This window comes from Methylobrevis albus (assembly GCF_015904235.1).
In the GTDB taxonomy this organism is placed as follows: Bacteria; Pseudomonadota; Alphaproteobacteria; order Rhizobiales; family Pleomorphomonadaceae; genus Methylobrevis_A; species Methylobrevis_A albus.
Map to the genome: position 1 here is coordinate 1 of NZ_JADZLT010000016.1, position 15,097 is coordinate 15,097.

Annotated in this window: 12 protein-coding genes and 1 tRNA gene; 8 read left to right on the forward strand and 5 right to left on the reverse strand. The window is 71.6% G+C overall.

The features are described 5' to 3' along the window. The 3 genes from I5731_RS00040 to I5731_RS00050 form a co-directional block, all read left to right on the forward strand. On the forward strand, positions 1-207 hold a 207-nt coding region (locus I5731_RS00040), incomplete at its 5' end, for a hypothetical protein (protein WP_197309308.1). A 354-nt stretch (positions 208-561) separates the two neighbouring features. Further along, positions 562-1,305 (forward strand): Hint domain-containing protein, encoded by a 744-nt coding sequence (locus I5731_RS00045; protein ID WP_197309309.1) that lies wholly within the window; start codon positions 562-564, stop codon positions 1,303-1,305. A gap of 100 nt (positions 1,306-1,405) precedes the next feature. Continuing rightward, positions 1,406-4,132, forward strand: a complete 2,727-nt coding sequence (locus I5731_RS00050; protein WP_197309310.1) for a tetratricopeptide repeat protein — start codon at positions 1,406-1,408, stop codon at positions 4,130-4,132. A gap of 129 nt (positions 4,133-4,261) precedes the next feature. On the opposite strand, the gene I5731_RS00055 is transcribed toward I5731_RS00050, so the two are convergent. After that, a tRNA-Ala gene (locus I5731_RS00055) sits at positions 4,262-4,337 on the reverse strand. 250 nt (positions 4,338-4,587) lie between these two features. Continuing rightward, positions 4,588-4,989: a TIGR02300 family protein gene (locus tag I5731_RS00060; RefSeq protein WP_197309311.1), complete on the reverse strand. Its 402-nt coding sequence runs from the start codon at positions 4,987-4,989 to the stop codon at positions 4,588-4,590. A gap of 249 nt (positions 4,990-5,238) precedes the next feature. Between I5731_RS00060 and aroA the strand changes: the two genes are divergently transcribed. The 4 genes from aroA to I5731_RS00080 all read left to right on the forward strand — a co-directional run bounded on the left by aroA (position 5,239) and on the right by I5731_RS00080 (position 10,610). Beyond that, complete coding sequence (aroA, locus tag I5731_RS00065) at positions 5,239-6,591, forward strand: 3-phosphoshikimate 1-carboxyvinyltransferase (RefSeq protein ID WP_197309312.1); 1,353 nt, start codon at positions 5,239-5,241, stop codon at positions 6,589-6,591. Next, a complete protein-coding gene (gene cmk, locus I5731_RS00070) occupies positions 6,588-7,217 on the forward strand; it encodes a (d)CMP kinase (RefSeq protein WP_197309313.1) in 630 nt (209 codons plus the stop codon). Before aroA ends, cmk begins: the two co-directional genes overlap by 4 nt. A gap of 249 nt (positions 7,218-7,466) precedes the next feature. Then, positions 7,467-9,173 carry a 30S ribosomal protein S1 gene (gene rpsA, locus I5731_RS00075; RefSeq protein ID WP_197309314.1) on the forward strand — a complete coding sequence of 569 codons (1,707 nt, stop codon included), beginning with the start codon at positions 7,467-7,469 and terminating at the stop codon, positions 9,171-9,173. A gap of 360 nt (positions 9,174-9,533) precedes the next feature. Continuing rightward, positions 9,534-10,610: a capsular polysaccharide export protein, LipB/KpsS family gene (locus tag I5731_RS00080; RefSeq protein ID WP_197309315.1), complete on the forward strand. Its 1,077-nt coding sequence runs from the start codon at positions 9,534-9,536 to the stop codon at positions 10,608-10,610. A 12-nt stretch (positions 10,611-10,622) separates the two neighbouring features. Here I5731_RS00080 and I5731_RS00085 read toward each other — a convergent pair whose 3' ends face one another. Continuing rightward, on the reverse strand, positions 10,623-11,792 hold the full coding sequence (locus I5731_RS00085; protein ID WP_197309316.1) for a polysaccharide biosynthesis/export family protein: 1,170 nt from the start codon (positions 11,790-11,792) through the stop codon (positions 10,623-10,625). Between the two features lie 377 nt (positions 11,793-12,169). Here I5731_RS00085 and I5731_RS00090 point away from each other — a divergent pair, with 377 nt between their 5' ends. Further along, on the forward strand, positions 12,170-13,186 hold the full coding sequence (locus I5731_RS00090) for an aldose epimerase family protein (protein WP_197309317.1): 1,017 nt from the start codon (positions 12,170-12,172) through the stop codon (positions 13,184-13,186). Here I5731_RS00090 and I5731_RS00095 read toward each other — a convergent pair whose 3' ends face one another. Together I5731_RS00095 and I5731_RS00100 are read right to left on the reverse strand one after the other, a co-directional pair. After that, positions 13,187-14,143, reverse strand: a complete 957-nt coding sequence (locus I5731_RS00095) for a class 1 fructose-bisphosphatase (protein ID WP_197309318.1) — start codon at positions 14,141-14,143, stop codon at positions 13,187-13,189. A gap of 70 nt (positions 14,144-14,213) precedes the next feature. Next, entirely contained in the window at positions 14,214-15,059 is an 846-nt protein-coding gene (locus I5731_RS00100; protein ID WP_197309319.1) for a TIGR01459 family HAD-type hydrolase, read from the reverse strand. Positions 15,060-15,097 lie beyond the last annotated feature (38 nt).

Here is a 15,097-nt window from a genome sequence, read left to right on the forward strand (position 1 = left end):
TACGTCGGCCGCAAGGACTTCGAGAACTACGCCGAATACCTCGCGCTCTATGGCAGCGAGCGGCTGATCCCGGAAATGCGCCGCGTGCGCATCTCCGCCCGGCGCCAGCTGCCGAAGGCGATCTGCACGCGCCTCGGCATCGCTTCGTTCGCCGAGGCGGTCGATCGCGACGCGGCCGAGTTGACGGCCCGGCTCGTCGCCGCCTGACGCGCGGGCGCGCCGAAGCGGATCGTGGAATCACGACGTCTGCGCGGGGCCTCGTGGGGTGCGCGGGTTCTGTCGGATTTGGCTTGAGGGGAATAGGGCATGGGTCTTGCTGGCATTAATCTGAATTCGATGGGCGGCGCGGACACGGTTTCGACCGGAACGACGGAGTCGGCTGGCAATGGCGACAACTTCGTCTACAACGTCGATGTTTCACCAGGGGAAACGGTGACGCTCACCGGCAACTGGGAGAGCGCTGATGGTGGAGACGGACAGTTCAACGGTTCCAACGGAAGTTACGCTGCCACCAATGGTCCAAGCTTCGGAACGTTTACACTGGATCCGGCCAGCGGCGCGATGAGCTGGACGTTTAACTATGACGACCTCGTCGCGAACGGTGGCCTGGAACAGTCGCCCGTCTTCCAGGTCTCCGGGCAGGATTTCTGGGGCAACCAGGACATCGACACCGTCACCGTCAACATCACCTGTTTCGTCGGAGGCACGCTGATCGCGACCCCGGCCGGCGAAGTGCCGGTGGAAAGCCTTGCCATCGGCGATCTGGTGACGACGGCGGACGGGCGCGCGGTGCCGGTGAAGTGGATCGGCCGGCAGACCATCCGCAATCACGTGTTCGTGTCGGACCGGATGATGCCCGTGTGCATCGCCGCCGGGGCGCTGGGCAGCGGCGTGCCGCACACCGACCTCTATCTCTCGGCCGACCACGGCATGATCGTCGACGGGCTGGTAGTGAACGCCGGCGCGCTGGTCAACGGCGAGACGATCCGCTTCGTCTCCCTCTCCGACATGCCGGCCGAATTCCGCTACTACCACGTCGAGACCGAGGCGCACGACGAGATCCTCGCCAACGGCGCGCCGGCGGAAACCTTCGTCGACTACGTCGGCCGCAAGGACTTCGAGAACTATCAGGAATACCTCGACCTCTACGGCAGCGAGCGGCTGATCCCCGAGATGCGCCGCGTCCGCATCTCCGCCCGGCGGCAGTTGCCCAAGCATCTCCGCGACCGCCTCGGCGTCGCCTCCTTCTCCGAGGCGGTCGACCGCGACGCCGCCGAGTTGATGGCGAGGCTGATCGCCGCCTGACCTGCAAGGCGCGCCTCGCGCGAGTATCCAGGCAACGCGTCTTTGCCACGGCCCCGGGCATCGCCGCCGGGGCCGTGGCTCGTGAACCCGGTGGAGGCAGATGGCGATCGGAACGGGACCGGCGGCGCTGGCGCGGATGGCGGCGGTCGATACCCTCGTCGCCGCCGGCGACCTCGACGGCGCGCTCGCCCATGTCGATGAACGTCTGGCGCACCGGCCGGGCGACGCGGCCTTCCAGCTCAGGCGCGGCGTCCTGCTGCGCCGGCTGCACCAGCATGGCGAGAGCCTCGCGCAGCTGTCGGCGCTGTTCGAGCGCTTTCCGGACGACGTCGAGGTGCGGCTGGAACTCGCCGCGGCCCGGCGCATGGCGGGCGACGGCGACGGCAGCATGCGGCTCTATGCCGAGGTGCTCGCCGAGGCGCCGGCGAACCGCGCGGCCCTTATCGGCCGCATCGACACGGCCCTGCATTTCCAGTTGACCGACGCGGCGCTGCGCCATGCCCTCGCCGGCCTCGCGGTGCTGCCCGGTCATGTCGGCCTCGCCGTGAAGCTCGGCGTCGTGCTGCGCAAGCTGCAGCGCCATGACGAAAGCCGCGCCCATCTCGCCGCTCTCGCCGCGCGCCATCCGGATAACCTCGCCGTGCGGCACGAACTCGCTGCCGCCTGCCGGATGACCGGGGATCGCGCGGCCAGCATGGGGCTCTACGACCGGACGCTCGCCACCGATCCCGGCAATCGCGACGCGCTCGTCGGCCGGGTCGACACGGCGGCGCATTTTGGCCGCGTCGATGAGGCGCTCGCCCATGCCGAGGCCGGCCTCGCGCGGCGGCCGGCGGAGCTGAAGCTGCTGGTGAAGAAGGGCGTCATGCTGCGCGAACTCGGGCGCCTCGACGCCTGCGTCGCGCATTTCGCCGACCTCGTCGCACGCCGGCCCGGCAACCTCTGGTTCCGGCACGAACTTGCCGCCGCCAAGCGCCAGATGGGTGATCGCGAGGCCAGCCTGCGGCTCTACGACGAGACGCTGCGCACGCTGCCCGGGCACCGGGTGGCGCGGCTCGGGCGGCTCGATACGGCGGTGCGCCTGGCGGGGAGCGACGAGATCGAGCGGGAACTTTGCGCCGCGCTCGGTGCGCTCGGGGCCGCCACCTCGGACGCGGGCCGCATCGGGGCCGCCTCGCTGGTGTGCCGGGCGCTCGCGGGCCTCTCGTCCGACCGCGCCGGGGTGGTGCTGCGCGCCCAGCGCGACCTCCTCGCCGCCGCGCGCGACCTGCTGCCGGGCAACCTGCTCTGGAGCGTCTACGAGATCGCCGATCTCCTCGGCCTCGGCGCGGACTATGCGCCGTTCGCGGCGAGCCTGCTTGCCCGCGAGACGATCGGGCCGGGCGAGGCGCGGCGGATCCTCATGAAGATCTTCGAGGTCGGCCTGCCCGGCTGGCCGGACATCGGCGCCTTCGTCGAGACCCGGATTCCGCCGGGCGATCGGCAGCTCTTCGCGCTCGAGCGCCGCGCCCTCGAAGGCGGCGCCGCCGCGGCGCTCGCCGCCCGGCCCCGCGTCCCCGGGCGCCGGCGCCCCGCGTCGGAAGTCCTGCTGCTCTCCCGCCTCCTCGTCCGCGTCGGCCGGCCGCGCCGCGCGGCGCGCTATCTCGGTCTCGCCGCGCGACAGGCGCCGCATGATGCCACCCTGTTCCGGGCGCATGTGCGTGCGCTGCTCGCCTGCGGTGCCGGCGAGCTGGCCGCCGCCCGCCTTGCGGCGCGGCTGGCGGAGGGCGCGGACCTTTCGCCCGACTGGCTGGCAGCCCTCTCCGACGGTCTCGCCGAACACGGCGACCTCGAGGGGGCGCGGTCACTGATCGAGCGGCACCGCAACGGCCAACTGCCGCCGAGGCTGCAGCACACCTACATCAACGTGCTGTTCGGCCTCGGCGATACGGTCGCCGCCGCCGCCGAGATCGCGCGGTTCCGCGACGCGGGCATGAACAAGCACGCCGCCCATTTCGCCCCGTCGCTGCTCGGCCTGCTCGCGGCCGACGCGCTGATGCAGGATGCCGATCCCGCGGCGGAGCCGGAGTTCGCCCTGGTCTCCCCGGCGATGCGGACGGTGCGCGACTGGCGGCAGCGCCCCCCCGCCGGCGCGCGCCCCGCCGCCGGCCCCGTGCCGCGGAAAATCGTGCAGTACTGGAACGATCCGGTGCCGCCGGCCGAGATCGCGGCGATCATGCGAAGCTGGGAAGCCGCCGCCGGCTTCGCCTATCATTGTTTCGACCGCGCCAGGGCGCTCGGCTTCCTGCGCGAACGGCTCGGCATCGACTGGGCCAAGGCGTTGAAGCACGCCGTCTCGCCGGCCGAGGAGAGCGACTACTTCCGCCTCTGCTACCTGATGCTCGAGGGCGGCCTCTACGCCGACTGCGACGACTGGCTGACCGGCGACGCCGAGGCGCTCGCCGGCGGCTCACCCGGACTGACGGTGATGCTCGAGCCGCGCGGCACGATCGGCAACAACCTCATCGTGGCCGCGCCACGTCATCCGGTGCTGGTCTGGGCCGCGGCGGCGGCCCGGCGCGCGCTGCTCGAGCGCCATAACGACAGCACCTGGACGAAGACCGGCCCGGGCCTGCTCACCCGCGCCGTCGCCCACTACCTCACCCGGTCGGACGCCGCCGGCACGCCCCCCGACGTCGCCATCCCGCACCGCTGGCAACTCGCCGCCCACGTCAGCTTCCACGTGCCGCTGCCCTACAAGCGCAGCCGCGGCTACTGGAACCGCCAGAGCATGGCCGGCGACCTCGCCCATTTCGGCGCGGCGTTCCGGGCGGTGGCGGGCGGGTGAGGGGGGCGGAATCATCGGCCGCACGAGCCCGAACCATGGCGAACCGATCGGATCACGATTCGCCCGCCAGCGATGGCTGGCCGCTGGGCGCCTGAATTGTCGATGAGTACTCTGGGAAAAGGGAGAGACTGGTGGAGCCAGGCGGAATCGAACCGCCGACCTCTTGAATGCCATTCAAGCGCTCTACCAACTGAGCTATGGCCCCACGCGTCTCTGTCGGAAATCGGCGTTCGCCGGTTTCCCTCGGGCGGTTCGTCACGAGGAGGATCCGTCCGTCGATTCCGTCGGTCCGAAGCGGACCGGGCGGCCGGAGCGGGCTCCGGGGTCGACGGCGCCGGGTATACTGACGCCCCGGCGCTCGATCAAGCGGTTTTTTTGACAACGTGTGACAGTCGCCGAAAACCCCGCAAATGCGCCGCCGATCCAGCCCACGGGCCGGCCGGCGGCACGGCCGTTCAGCGCTCGTCTTCGCTCTCGACGTCGCCGATGATGTCGGCGACGTCGTCGTCACCGTCCTCGTCTTCCTCGAGGAAGGCATCGACGACTTCCTCGTCGTCGTCTGCCACGATGCCGGCCTCCTCGAGGTCCGGCACGTCGTCGTCGGCGTCCGGCTCGGCGTCTTCGAGCGGCACGAACTCCGGCTTCAGCGCGGCGTCCTCCTCCTCCTCGATCTCCTCTTCCTCGACGACCTTGACGGCGCGTTCGGGCGCCGCTTTCGACCGCAGCACGACCTCGAAGGCCGACAGCGGATACGACTTGCCGGTGAAGGGCGAGACGATGGGAATGCGGTTGAGATCGTAGAACTTGCGCCCGGTCTCGGGGCAGATCCGCTTGGTGCCGAGTTCTTCTTTCGCCACGGGTGGCCTCTGATGGCTAAAGTGGGAAGGGGAAAAGTCTGCGGGTCGAGATATCTGCAAGCATCCGGCCTGTCAAAGCTGATCTGACTTGTGAGCACTTCGCGCCCCGCAGCCGGTGCGGCGAAGCGCCGGTGCCGGCCGGCGTGCGCTTCCGAGATGGCGGCGCGCCCGCGCCCGTGCTATGGGGCGCTCCGAATTTTTTGCGCCCGCCGGCTTGCCGATGCAATGCCGACCCGAGGACACCCGTCGATGGCCGCCCAGTCTTCCGCCGCTCCCCGCCCGCTTTCCGCCGGCCGCTCCGGCCCGCTCACCGGTCGCTTCCGCGTTCCCGGCGACAAGTCGATCTCGCACCGCGCGCTGATGCTCGGCGCGCTCGCGACCGGCGAGACGGTGGTGACCGGCCTGCTCGAGGCCGGCGACGTGATGAACACCGCCGCCGCGATGCGCGCCTTCGGCGCCGCGGTGACGCGCGATGGCGACGGCACCTGGCGGGTGCGCGGCGTCGGCGTCGGCGGCCTGCTCGAGCCGACCGGCGTCGTCGACTTCGGCAACGCCGGCACCGGGGTGCGCCTTTGCATGGGCCTCGTCGCCGGCCAGCCGATCTCGGTCACCTTCACCGGCGACGGCTCGCTGGTGAAGCGGCCGATGGGCCGGGTGCTGGAGCCGCTGCGCCGCATGGGCGTCGAGGTGATCGCCCGCTCCGGCGACCGGCTGCCGCTGACCCTGCGCGGCGCCGCGACGCCGCTGCCGATCGAATACCGCGTGCCGGTGCCCTCGGCGCAGGTGAAGTCCTGCGTGCTGCTCGCCGGCCTCGGCACCCCCGGCGTCACCACGGTGATCGAGCCGGTGTTCACCCGCGACCACACCGAGCGCATGCTCGCCGGCTTCGGCGCCGCGATCGAGGTCGAGACCGATGCGGACGGCGTGCGCACCATCCGCCTCGAAGGCCGCCCGGAGTTGAAGGCGCAGCACGTCACCGTGCCGGCGGACCCGAGCTCGGCCGCCTTCCCGATCGTCGCGGCGCTGATCGTGCCGGGCTCCGACCTCACCGTCGAGGGCGTGCTGATGAACCCGGCCCGCATCGGCCTGATCACCACGTTGATCGAGATGGGCGCCGACATCACGCTGGAAAACGAGCGCGAGAGCGGCGGCGAGAAGATCGCCGACGTCCGTGCCCGCGCCTCTGCCCTGAAGGGCGTCACCGTGCCGCCGGAGCGGGCGCCGTCGATGATCGACGAGTATCCGGTGCTCGCCGTCGCGGCCGCGGTCGCCGAGGGCGAGACGATGATGCTCGGCATCGAGGAGATGCGGGTGAAGGAATCCGACCGCGTCGCCGCGGTCGCCGCCGGCCTCGCCGCCAACGGCGTCAGCGTGCGCGAGGGCCCGGACTGGCTCGCCGTCACGGGGGGCCGGGTGCGCGGCGGCGGCCATGTCGTCACCCACCTCGACCATCGCATCGCCATGAGCTTCCTCGTGCTCGGCTTCGTCGCCGACCGGCCGGTGACGGTCGACGATGGCGCGGTGATTGCGACGAGCTTTCCCGACTTCGAAGCGTCGATGACCGCCGCCGGGGGCGGTTTCACGGAGGAACAGGCCGCATGATCATCGCGATCGACGGACCCGCGGCATCGGGCAAGGGCACGCTGGCCCGCCGGCTCGCCAGGCACTTCGGCCTGAACCACCTCGACACCGGCCTGCTCTACAGGGCGGTCGGCCAGCGCCTGCGCGCCGCCGGGCTCGATCCGGCCGACGAGGCGGCGGCGGTGCGGATGGCCGAGACGCTCGACCCGACCGGGCTCGATCCCGAGGCGCTGTCCGGCTCCGCCGTCGGCGAGGCGGCCTCGGTGGTCGCGGCGATCCCGGCGGTGCGCGCCGCGCTGCTCGACCTGCAGCGCCGCTTCGCGCATACGCCGCCCGGCGCCGTGCTCGACGGCCGCGACATCGGCACGGTGGTCTGCCCCGACGCAGAGGTGAAGCTCTTCGTCACCGCGAGCGCCGAGACCCGCGCCCGCCGCCGCCACGTCGACGACCTGCGCATCGACCCCGCCACCGCGTTCGAGACCGTGCTCGCCGATATCCAGAAGCGCGACGACCGCGATTCCTCGCGCGAGGTGGCGCCGCTCGCCGCCGCCGAGGATGCGGCGGTGCTCGACACCACCGACCTCGACGCCGAGGGCGCGTTTCGCGCGGCGGTCGCCCTCGTCGAGGAGGCGATGGCGCTGAAGTGACCCGATTTGCCGCGGCTCACGCGGCTTTGCCTTGCCGCGGCCGGCCATTCGGCGTATAGAGCCGCGCAATCGACGGTGCCCGCTTTGCGGGTGCCGCCGTCAACGTCGCCGTCCGCTCCGCCTCGCGCCGGCCCACACCCCTGAAGGGGCGTGGTCGCCTCCCTTGGGAAAGGGCAGGCGCGGAGCCCACGTCGACGCCCGTGAACACCAGCCCAGCCGGCGCCGCCAGACATGGCACCAGGAGTTTGAATGTCCGCCAACAATCCATCCCGCGAGGATTTCGCCGCTCTTCTCGAGGAGTCCTTCGCCACGTCCGAGCTCTATGAGGGCGCGGTCGTCAAGGGCATCGTCATCGCCATCGAGAAGGACCTCGCGGTCATCGACGTCGGTCTGAAGGTCGAGGGCCGGGTTCCGCTCAAGGAATTCGGTGTCCGCGCCCGCGACGGCGAGCTCAAGGTGGGCGACGAGGTCGAGGTCTACCTCGAGCGCGTCGAGAACGCCCTCGGCGAAGCGGTCCTGTCGCGCGACAAGGCTCGCCGCGAGGAAAGCTGGGTCCGGCTCGAAGTCGCGTTCGAAAAGAACGAGAAGGTCGTCGGCCACATCTTCAACCAGGTCAAGGGCGGCTTCACGGTCGACCTCGACGGCGCCACGGCCTTCCTGCCGCGCAGCCAGGTCGACATCCGCCCGGTGCGCGACGTCGGCCCGCTGATGCACACGCCGCAGCCGTTCCAGATCCTCAAGATGGACAAGCGCCGCGGCAACATCGTCGTGTCGCGCCGCGTCGTCCTCGAAGAGACCCGCGCCGAGCAGCGCTCCGAGCTCGTCCAGAGCCTAGAAGAGGGCCAGACCGTCGAGGGTGTCGTCAAGAACATCACCGACTACGGTGCCTTCGTCGACCTCGGCGGCATCGACGGCCTGCTGCACGTCACCGACATCGCCTGGCGCCGCATCAACCACCCGACCGAAGTGCTGTCCATCGGCCAGACGGTTCGCGTGCAGATCATCCGCGTCAACCAGGAAACGCACCGCATCTCGCTCGGCATGAAGCAGCTCGAGAGCGACCCCTGGTCCGGCATCGAGGCGAAGTACCCGGTCAACACCCGCTTCACCGGGCGCGTCACCAACATCACCGACTACGGCGCCTTCGTGGAGCTGGAGCCGGGCATCGAGGGGCTGATCCACGTCTCCGAGATGAGCTGGACCAAGAAGAACGTCCATCCGGGCAAGATCGTCGCCACCTCCCAGGAGGTCGAGGTGATGGTGCTCGAGGTCGATCCGGTCAAGCGCCGCATCTCGCTCGGCCTGAAGCAGACCCTGCAGAACCCCTGGGAAGCCTTCTCCGAGAAGTACCCGTCCGGCGCGGTCGTCGAAGGCGAGGTCAAGAACAAGACCGAATTCGGTCTGTTCATCGGCCTCGACGGCGACGTCGACGGCATGGTCCACCTCTCGGACCTCGACTGGAACCGTCCGGGCGAGCAGGTCATCGAGGAGTTCAACAAGGGCGACATGGTCAAGGCCGTGGTGCTCGACGTCGACATCGACAAGGAGCGCATCAGCCTCGGCATGAAGCAGCTCGGCGGCGATCCGATGGATGCGGCCTCGGCCGGCGAACTCCGTCGCAACGCCGTGGTGACCTGTGAGGTCGTCGAGATCAAGGACGCCGGCATCGAGGTGAAGATCGTCGACACCGACATCACCGCCTTCATCCGCCGCGCCGACCTCGCCCGCGACCGCGCCGACCAGCGCCCCGAGCGCTTCGCCGTCGGCGAGAAGCTCGATGCGCGCATCACGCAGTTCGACAAGAAGACCCGCAAGGTCGGCCTGTCGGTCAAGGCGCTCGAGATCGCCGAAGAGAAGGAAGCCGTCGCGCAGTTCGGTTCGTCCGACAGCGGCGCTTCGCTCGGCGACATCCTCGGCGCGGCGCTGCGCGCCCGCCAGGACGACGACGCGGCGTGAGGACTCCCCTCCGCCTCGCGCGGAGCTGACGATCGGCAAGGCCGGGCCGCGCAAGCGGTCCGGCCTTTTGCTGTTCGGGGCTGGGTCGTGCCGTGCGGCTTCCCTCCTCCCGTGCTGCGCACCTCCCCCGCAGGCGGGAGAGGGGACGATGGGGGATGGGGCTTTAAAAAAACGAAGGTTGCGCCGGACCGAAGTGCTGATGGCCGAGGCGTCCTCTCCTCCTGCGTCCCCTCTCCTGCGAAGCAGGGGAGGGACAGGGAGGGGGCCGCCCCACGGCAAGACCGCAGCCGCCCGCCTTGCACCCGCCCGCCCGCCCGTCTATTGCGGGACACCGGCGACCAGCGCCCGTGACGGAGACGCATGACCGAGGGCCCCCGATCTCCCGCTCCCGCCGCCCCGGCCGGCGAGCCGCCGCAGCGGCCGGCCTGGATGCCGCCGCCGGCGGCGCGGCTCGGGGCGTGGCACTGGACGCGCAACGATCTGCCGTGGCTCGGCCGCAGCCTCGGCGGCGGTCCGCTGCGCTCGCTCGCCGCCCCGCCCGGCGGGCTCGACGGCGTGCTCGGCTGGGGGCTGAAGCCGCTGGCCCATGCCGCCCGTGTGGTCGCAACCCTGCGCCGGCTGCCCTACTGGACGGCGGAGGACGGGCTGCTGCGCTCCGTCGGGCTCGGCAAGTCGGGCGTGCCGTCGATTTCGGTGGTCGTCGACGACATCGGCATCCACATCGACGCCCGCCGTCCGTCGCGGCTCGAACGGCTCTGTCTGGAGGCGCCCGACCCCGCCCTGCGACAGCGCGCAGGCGCCCTGCGCCGCAGCCTCGTCGCGCAGCGCCTGACGAAATACAATCATCTGCCCGACCGGCCGCTCGGGCTCGGCCCCGCGCCCGGCCGCCGCATCCTGCTCGTCGACCAGGTGTTCGGTGATCGCTCGATCGCGGGCGCCTGCGCCGATGCCGCCGCCTTCGCGGCGATGTGCGCCGCCGCCGATGCCGCGCCCGGTGCGGTGATCTGCGCCCGGGTGCATCCGGACGTCGCGGCCGGCTACGTCGAGGGCTACCTCGCCCCGCTGCTCGGCCGCCGGCCGGATGTCGTGCTGATCGACGGCGAGGTGGCGACCCACGCCGTGCTCGACGCCGTCGACGAGGTCTGGACCGTGTCGAGCCAGATGGGTTTCGACGCGCTGCTGCGCGGCATGCCGGTGCGCTGCTTCGGCGTGCCGTTCTATGCGGGCTGGGGGCTGACCGACGACCGGGCGGATACGGCGCTCGCGCGGGCGGCGCTCGCCCGGCGCGCGCCGCGGCGGCTCGATCTCGACGATCTCGTCGCGGCGGCGCTGATCGCCTATCCGCTCTACGCCTGCCCGGACACCGGCCGGCCGATCACGCCGGAGGCGGCGGTCGAGCGGCTCGTCGCCGAGCGGGCGGCCTATTTTGCCCGCTGAGCAGCGCCGCGCTCAGTTGCCGACGGCGCGGTAGACCGTGAGGCCGGTCATCGCCGGCTGCGTCACCGTGGTGACGAGCTGCAGGAACTTGCGGGTTTCGTTGAGGCCGGCCGGGGCGACATAGACGAGGTCGCCGTCGAACACCTCGAACGACTTCGCCATGAAGAGGCCCGAGGGGTCGCGCAGGTTGATGCGGTAGATCACCGGCACGTCGCCGGCATAGGCGTTGACGACCTGGCTCTGCGGCACCAGCCGCTGCACCACGGGGCGCTGCTCGACGCGGTAGATGAACACGCCGGCCGGGTCCGAGCGCTCGTCGACGAGGCCGCCGACCTTGGCGAGCGCCTCGTTCAGCGTCAAGCCTTCGGCGTCGAACGGCACCTCGGCGCTCTGGCCGAGCGCACCGAAGGCCGTGAAGGTCTGCGGGATGCGGGTGAGCGACAGCACGTCGCCGGCGGCGAGATAGATGTTCTCGGACGGATCGTCGATGATCCGCTGCAGCGGCACGCGCGCAGTCGCGGTGCGGCGGGTCAGGCTGACGAAGGTCTCGTGCGCAGGCGCCTTGACGCCGCCCGCCGTGGCGATGACGTCGAGCAGCCGGTCACCGTTCGGCGACAGCGGGATGCGCCCGCCGCCGACCACTTCGCCGGTCACCGTCACGGTGTTGAAGACGCTGGAGGTGACGTTGACCAGCGCCTGCGGCTCGATCGCCTTGCCGGCGAGGGCCGATTCGATGTCGGCGCGCACCTCGTCGGGCGTGCGGCCCGCGGCCTGGATCTGGCCGGCATAGGGAATGCTGATCTTGCCGGCCGAATTGACGGTCTGGTCGGGGATCGTGGCGCTTTTCGAGCCCGACCCGGCGATCGAGCCGGTCTCGCCCGAGAACAGGCCGCCGGAGGCCGCCTCCCAGATCACCACGGAGATGCGGTCGCCGACGCCGATCCGCCCGGTGGTGCCACCGCGCTGTCGGCCGAATCGCGCGGCGAAGGTCTCGTTGGTGCGGCCGCGCAGCGCGGAGATGCTGACCGGATTGACGTCGATCACCTCATACGACGTCATCGCGTCGGAGCCGACGCCGGCCTCGGAGAGAATGGTCGATGCAGACGGGCCTTCGGCCGGCAGGCTTGCGCAAGCGCCGACCGCAAGGGTCGACGCAAGCAGGACACTCGCTCGAAAACGCATTCCCGTCCGCTCTCCTGTTCCCGACGCCGCCGACATCCCGGGAAGGGCGGCAGCATCGCACAAGTCGGGCCTACTCGAAACTCGTCGGCGATCCCCGTCCTGGAGAACGCTGGGGAAAGCCGACACGACCCCGACTTTGGATCGAAACTGACCGGGTGGGCTTAACATCCCGTTATGCTTTTTCAGACGCGATCCGCAAGTCCGTGTAGCGCCCGATCGTGTCCGAAGCAAGCCGGGCCTCCGGCGGAGCACCGCGGCGCCCGCCGGGCGGCCCGGACAGCGCTTCGGTCCCCCTTTACCGCGGCGGCAGCGGCGCTGTAGCGTCGCCGCCGAATGCCGCCGCGGCCGCGGCGACGGGCCGCGCAGCGAGGAAGACGATGAGCAGCAACGACTTCGGATCTCTCGCCGACGGCCGCGCGGTCGAGATCGTCCGCCTCGCCGGCGGCGGGATCGTCGCCGAGGTGCTGAGCTACGGCGCCATCCTGCGCGACCTCCGGCTCGCGCTGCCCGGCGGCGAGCGGCGCCTGGTGCTCGGCTTCGACCGCATCGCCGACTACGAGATGCATTCGCCATACTTCGGCGCCGTCGTCGGCCGCTGCGCCAACCGCATCGGCGCCGGCCGGTTCCAGCTGGACGGCCGCGACCACCAGCTCGACCTGAACGACGGCGGCCGGGCGCATCTGCACGGCGGCGTTGAGGGGTTCGACCGCAAGCTCTGGACGATCGAAGCGGCGTCGACTGATTCGGTGACGCTCACCCTCGGCTCCCCCGATGGCGACCAGGGCTATCCGGGCACGGTGCAGGCCCGCTGCCGCTACACGCTCCCCGGCGAGGGCGTGCTGGTGATCGAGCTCGAGGCCGAGACCGACGCGCCGACGCCGGTGAACCTCGCGACCCACAGCTATTTCAACCTCGCCGGCACGCCGGACATCCTCGGCCATGTGCTGGAGATCCCGGCGGAGGCCTACCTGCCGGTCGACGGCGCGCTGATCCCGACCGGCGAGATCCGCCCCGTCGCCGGCACGGGCTTCGACTTCCGCAAGGCCCGCCCGATCGGCGCCGCGGACCGGCCGGAACGCGGCTACGACCACAATTTCGTCGTCGCCGAGGCGCGCAGCAATGTGCTCCGGCTGATGGCCCGCCTGACGGCCCCGGCCGGCGACGTGACGCTGGACATCTGGTCGACCGAGCCCGGCGTGCAGTTCTACGACGGCAACATGCTGGAGGTGCCGGTGCCGGGGCTGGACGGCGCGCGCTATGCCCTCAACGGCGGCCTCTGCCTCGAGCCGCAGGGCTTTCCCGATGCGGTCAACCGGCCGGAGTTCCCCGCGGTGATCCTGCGCCCGGGCGAGACCTACCGCCAGCGCACCGAATACCGGCTCGGCGCCGGCTGATCAGCCCGCCTCGTACTGCGCGACCTCGTCGGCGCTGCCGCAGACGATCGGTGCGCGGGCGTGGAGATGCGCCGGCACCTTGTCGAGGATCGCGGCGCCGTTGCCGTCGGTGGCGCGTCCCCCCGCCTGCTCGACCAGCATGGCGATCGGGTTGACCTCGTAGACATGGCGCAGCCGGCCGTTCGCCGCGTCGGGCCGCGCGTCGGCCGGGTAGAGGAACAGCCCGCCCGCGAGCAGGATGCGGTGCATGTCGACCACGGCCGCCGACTGCCAGCGCAGCCGGAGGTCGCGGCCGCGCGGGCCGGCGGCGCCGGCGAGCGCGGCGTCCGCAAAACGGGTCAGCTTTGCCGGCCAGTGGCGTCGGTTGGCCATGTCGGCGCCGAACTCGCCGCTCGTCGCCGGCACCTGCAGCTTCCGCCCGCCCTTGAAGCGGCCGTCGCGCCGGTCGAGCGTGAAGAGATACGTGCCGTCGCCGAGCGTGAGCCCCAGAACCGTCTCGTGGCCGTAGATCAGGTAGCCGGCGGCGATCTGATTGCGGCCGGCCTGAAGAAACGCGTCGCCGCCCGGCACCGCCGGCAGCACCGAAAAGAAGGTGCCCAGCGCCGCGGCGAGGCCGATGTGCGAGGAGCCGTCGATCGGGTCGAAGGCGGCGGCGACGAGGCCGGCGGGATCGCCGGGGATGACGGCCTCGGCCTCCTCCGACCCGACCGCCGCGACGCCGGCGGCGAGCAGCGCGTCCGTGAACATTCCGTGCGCCGCGACGTCGAGCGCCTTCTGCTTGTCGCCGTCGCTGTTGACACCGACGATCCGCCCCGGCTCCTCGAACAACGCCCCGTCGGCAAGCCGGGCGCCGAGCGCGATGCCGGTCGCAGCGATCGCCCGGACGGCGGCGACGGCGGCGAGCCGCTGGGGATCGGCGCCGGCCGCAGCGGCGAGGTGGTCTTCGAGGCTGATCATGACGGCTCCTGGAGGGTCGGCAGTGCGCCGGCGTGCGGGGCAGCGGCGGGCGCGGGGGGCTGGCGCCTTCCTACCAGCGGAACGCCGGCAGCACCACGTCGGGCACCGCGCGGTAGCGGGCGAATTCCGCGGCGAGGTCGGCCGGCCCGAGCCCGGCGCTGACCCCCGTGCAGACGAGGGCCGCCGCCGCGCCGATGCCACGCGCCCCGGCGACGTCGTGCTCCACGCTGTCGCCGATACACACCACCCGCGCGTCGGCCGCGACGCCGGCGAGGGCGAGGCGGTAGATCGCGGCGTGCGGCTTGCCGATCCACGTCACCGGCCCGCCGAGTTCCGCATAGAGCGCGGCGATGCGGCCGGCGCCGAAGGCGAGGCCGGTCGGCGTCAGCATCAGCCGGTCGGGATTGGTGCAGAGGCACGGCACGCCGCGCCGGGCGGCGTCGCCGAGCAGGGCGGCATAGGTCTCGAGCGGCACCACGTCGCCCCGGCTGCCGGCGATGATCACGACGTCGGCCTCGGCGCCGGTGGAGGCCTCGCCCCAGTGCAGCGCCTCGGCGAGGTTGCGGTCGCCGGAGCCGGAGATGGTGAGGCAGCGCCGCCCGCCGCCGGCGGCGACCGGGGCGTCCGGCCCGAGCATCAGCGCCAGCGCCGCGTCGCCCGAGGTGACGACGGCATCGAAGCTCGCCGGGTCGAAGCCGAGGTCCGCGAGGCGCGCGGCGTTGAAGCGGGCAGGGCGGCCGGAGTTCGACAAGACGACGATCCGGCCCCCCGTCGCCTTCAGCCGGGTGAGCGCCTCGGCGGCCCCGGGAAACGCCGCGCTGCCGTCGTGCAGCACGCCGAACTGGTCGACGAGATAGACATCGAAGGCGCCGGCGAGGTCACGGACGCCGCGGCCGGGCGCGGGGAGGGCGGTCATCGGCGCGAGTTCTCCGTCGGGTCCGGTATCACCGGCAT

What these genes read in the sequence shown, in the direction of transcription:
- rpsA (WP_197309314.1), top strand. Translation starts at nt 7,467, where the DNA reads ATGTCCGCCAACAATCCATCCCGCGAGGATTTCGCCGCTCTTCTCGAG.
- I5731_RS00085 (WP_197309316.1), bottom strand. Translation starts at nt 11,792, where the DNA reads ATGCGTTTTCGAGCGAGTGTCCTGCTTGCGTCGACCCTTGCGGTCGGC.
- I5731_RS00095 (WP_197309318.1), bottom strand. Translation starts at nt 14,143, where the DNA reads ATGATCAGCCTCGAAGACCACCTCGCCGCTGCGGCCGGCGCCGATCCC.
- I5731_RS00050 (WP_197309310.1), top strand. Translation starts at nt 1,406, where the DNA reads ATGGCGATCGGAACGGGACCGGCGGCGCTGGCGCGGATGGCGGCGGTC.
- cmk (WP_197309313.1), top strand. Translation starts at nt 6,588, where the DNA reads ATGATCATCGCGATCGACGGACCCGCGGCATCGGGCAAGGGCACGCTG.
- I5731_RS00100 (WP_197309319.1), bottom strand. Translation starts at nt 15,059, where the DNA reads ATGACCGCCCTCCCCGCGCCCGGCCGCGGCGTCCGTGACCTCGCCGGC.
- aroA (WP_197309312.1), top strand. Translation starts at nt 5,239, where the DNA reads ATGGCCGCCCAGTCTTCCGCCGCTCCCCGCCCGCTTTCCGCCGGCCGC.
- I5731_RS00090 (WP_197309317.1), top strand. Translation starts at nt 12,170, where the DNA reads ATGAGCAGCAACGACTTCGGATCTCTCGCCGACGGCCGCGCGGTCGAG.
- I5731_RS00045 (WP_197309309.1), top strand. Translation starts at nt 562, where the DNA reads ATGAGCTGGACGTTTAACTATGACGACCTCGTCGCGAACGGTGGCCTG.
- I5731_RS00080 (WP_197309315.1), top strand. Translation starts at nt 9,534, where the DNA reads ATGACCGAGGGCCCCCGATCTCCCGCTCCCGCCGCCCCGGCCGGCGAG.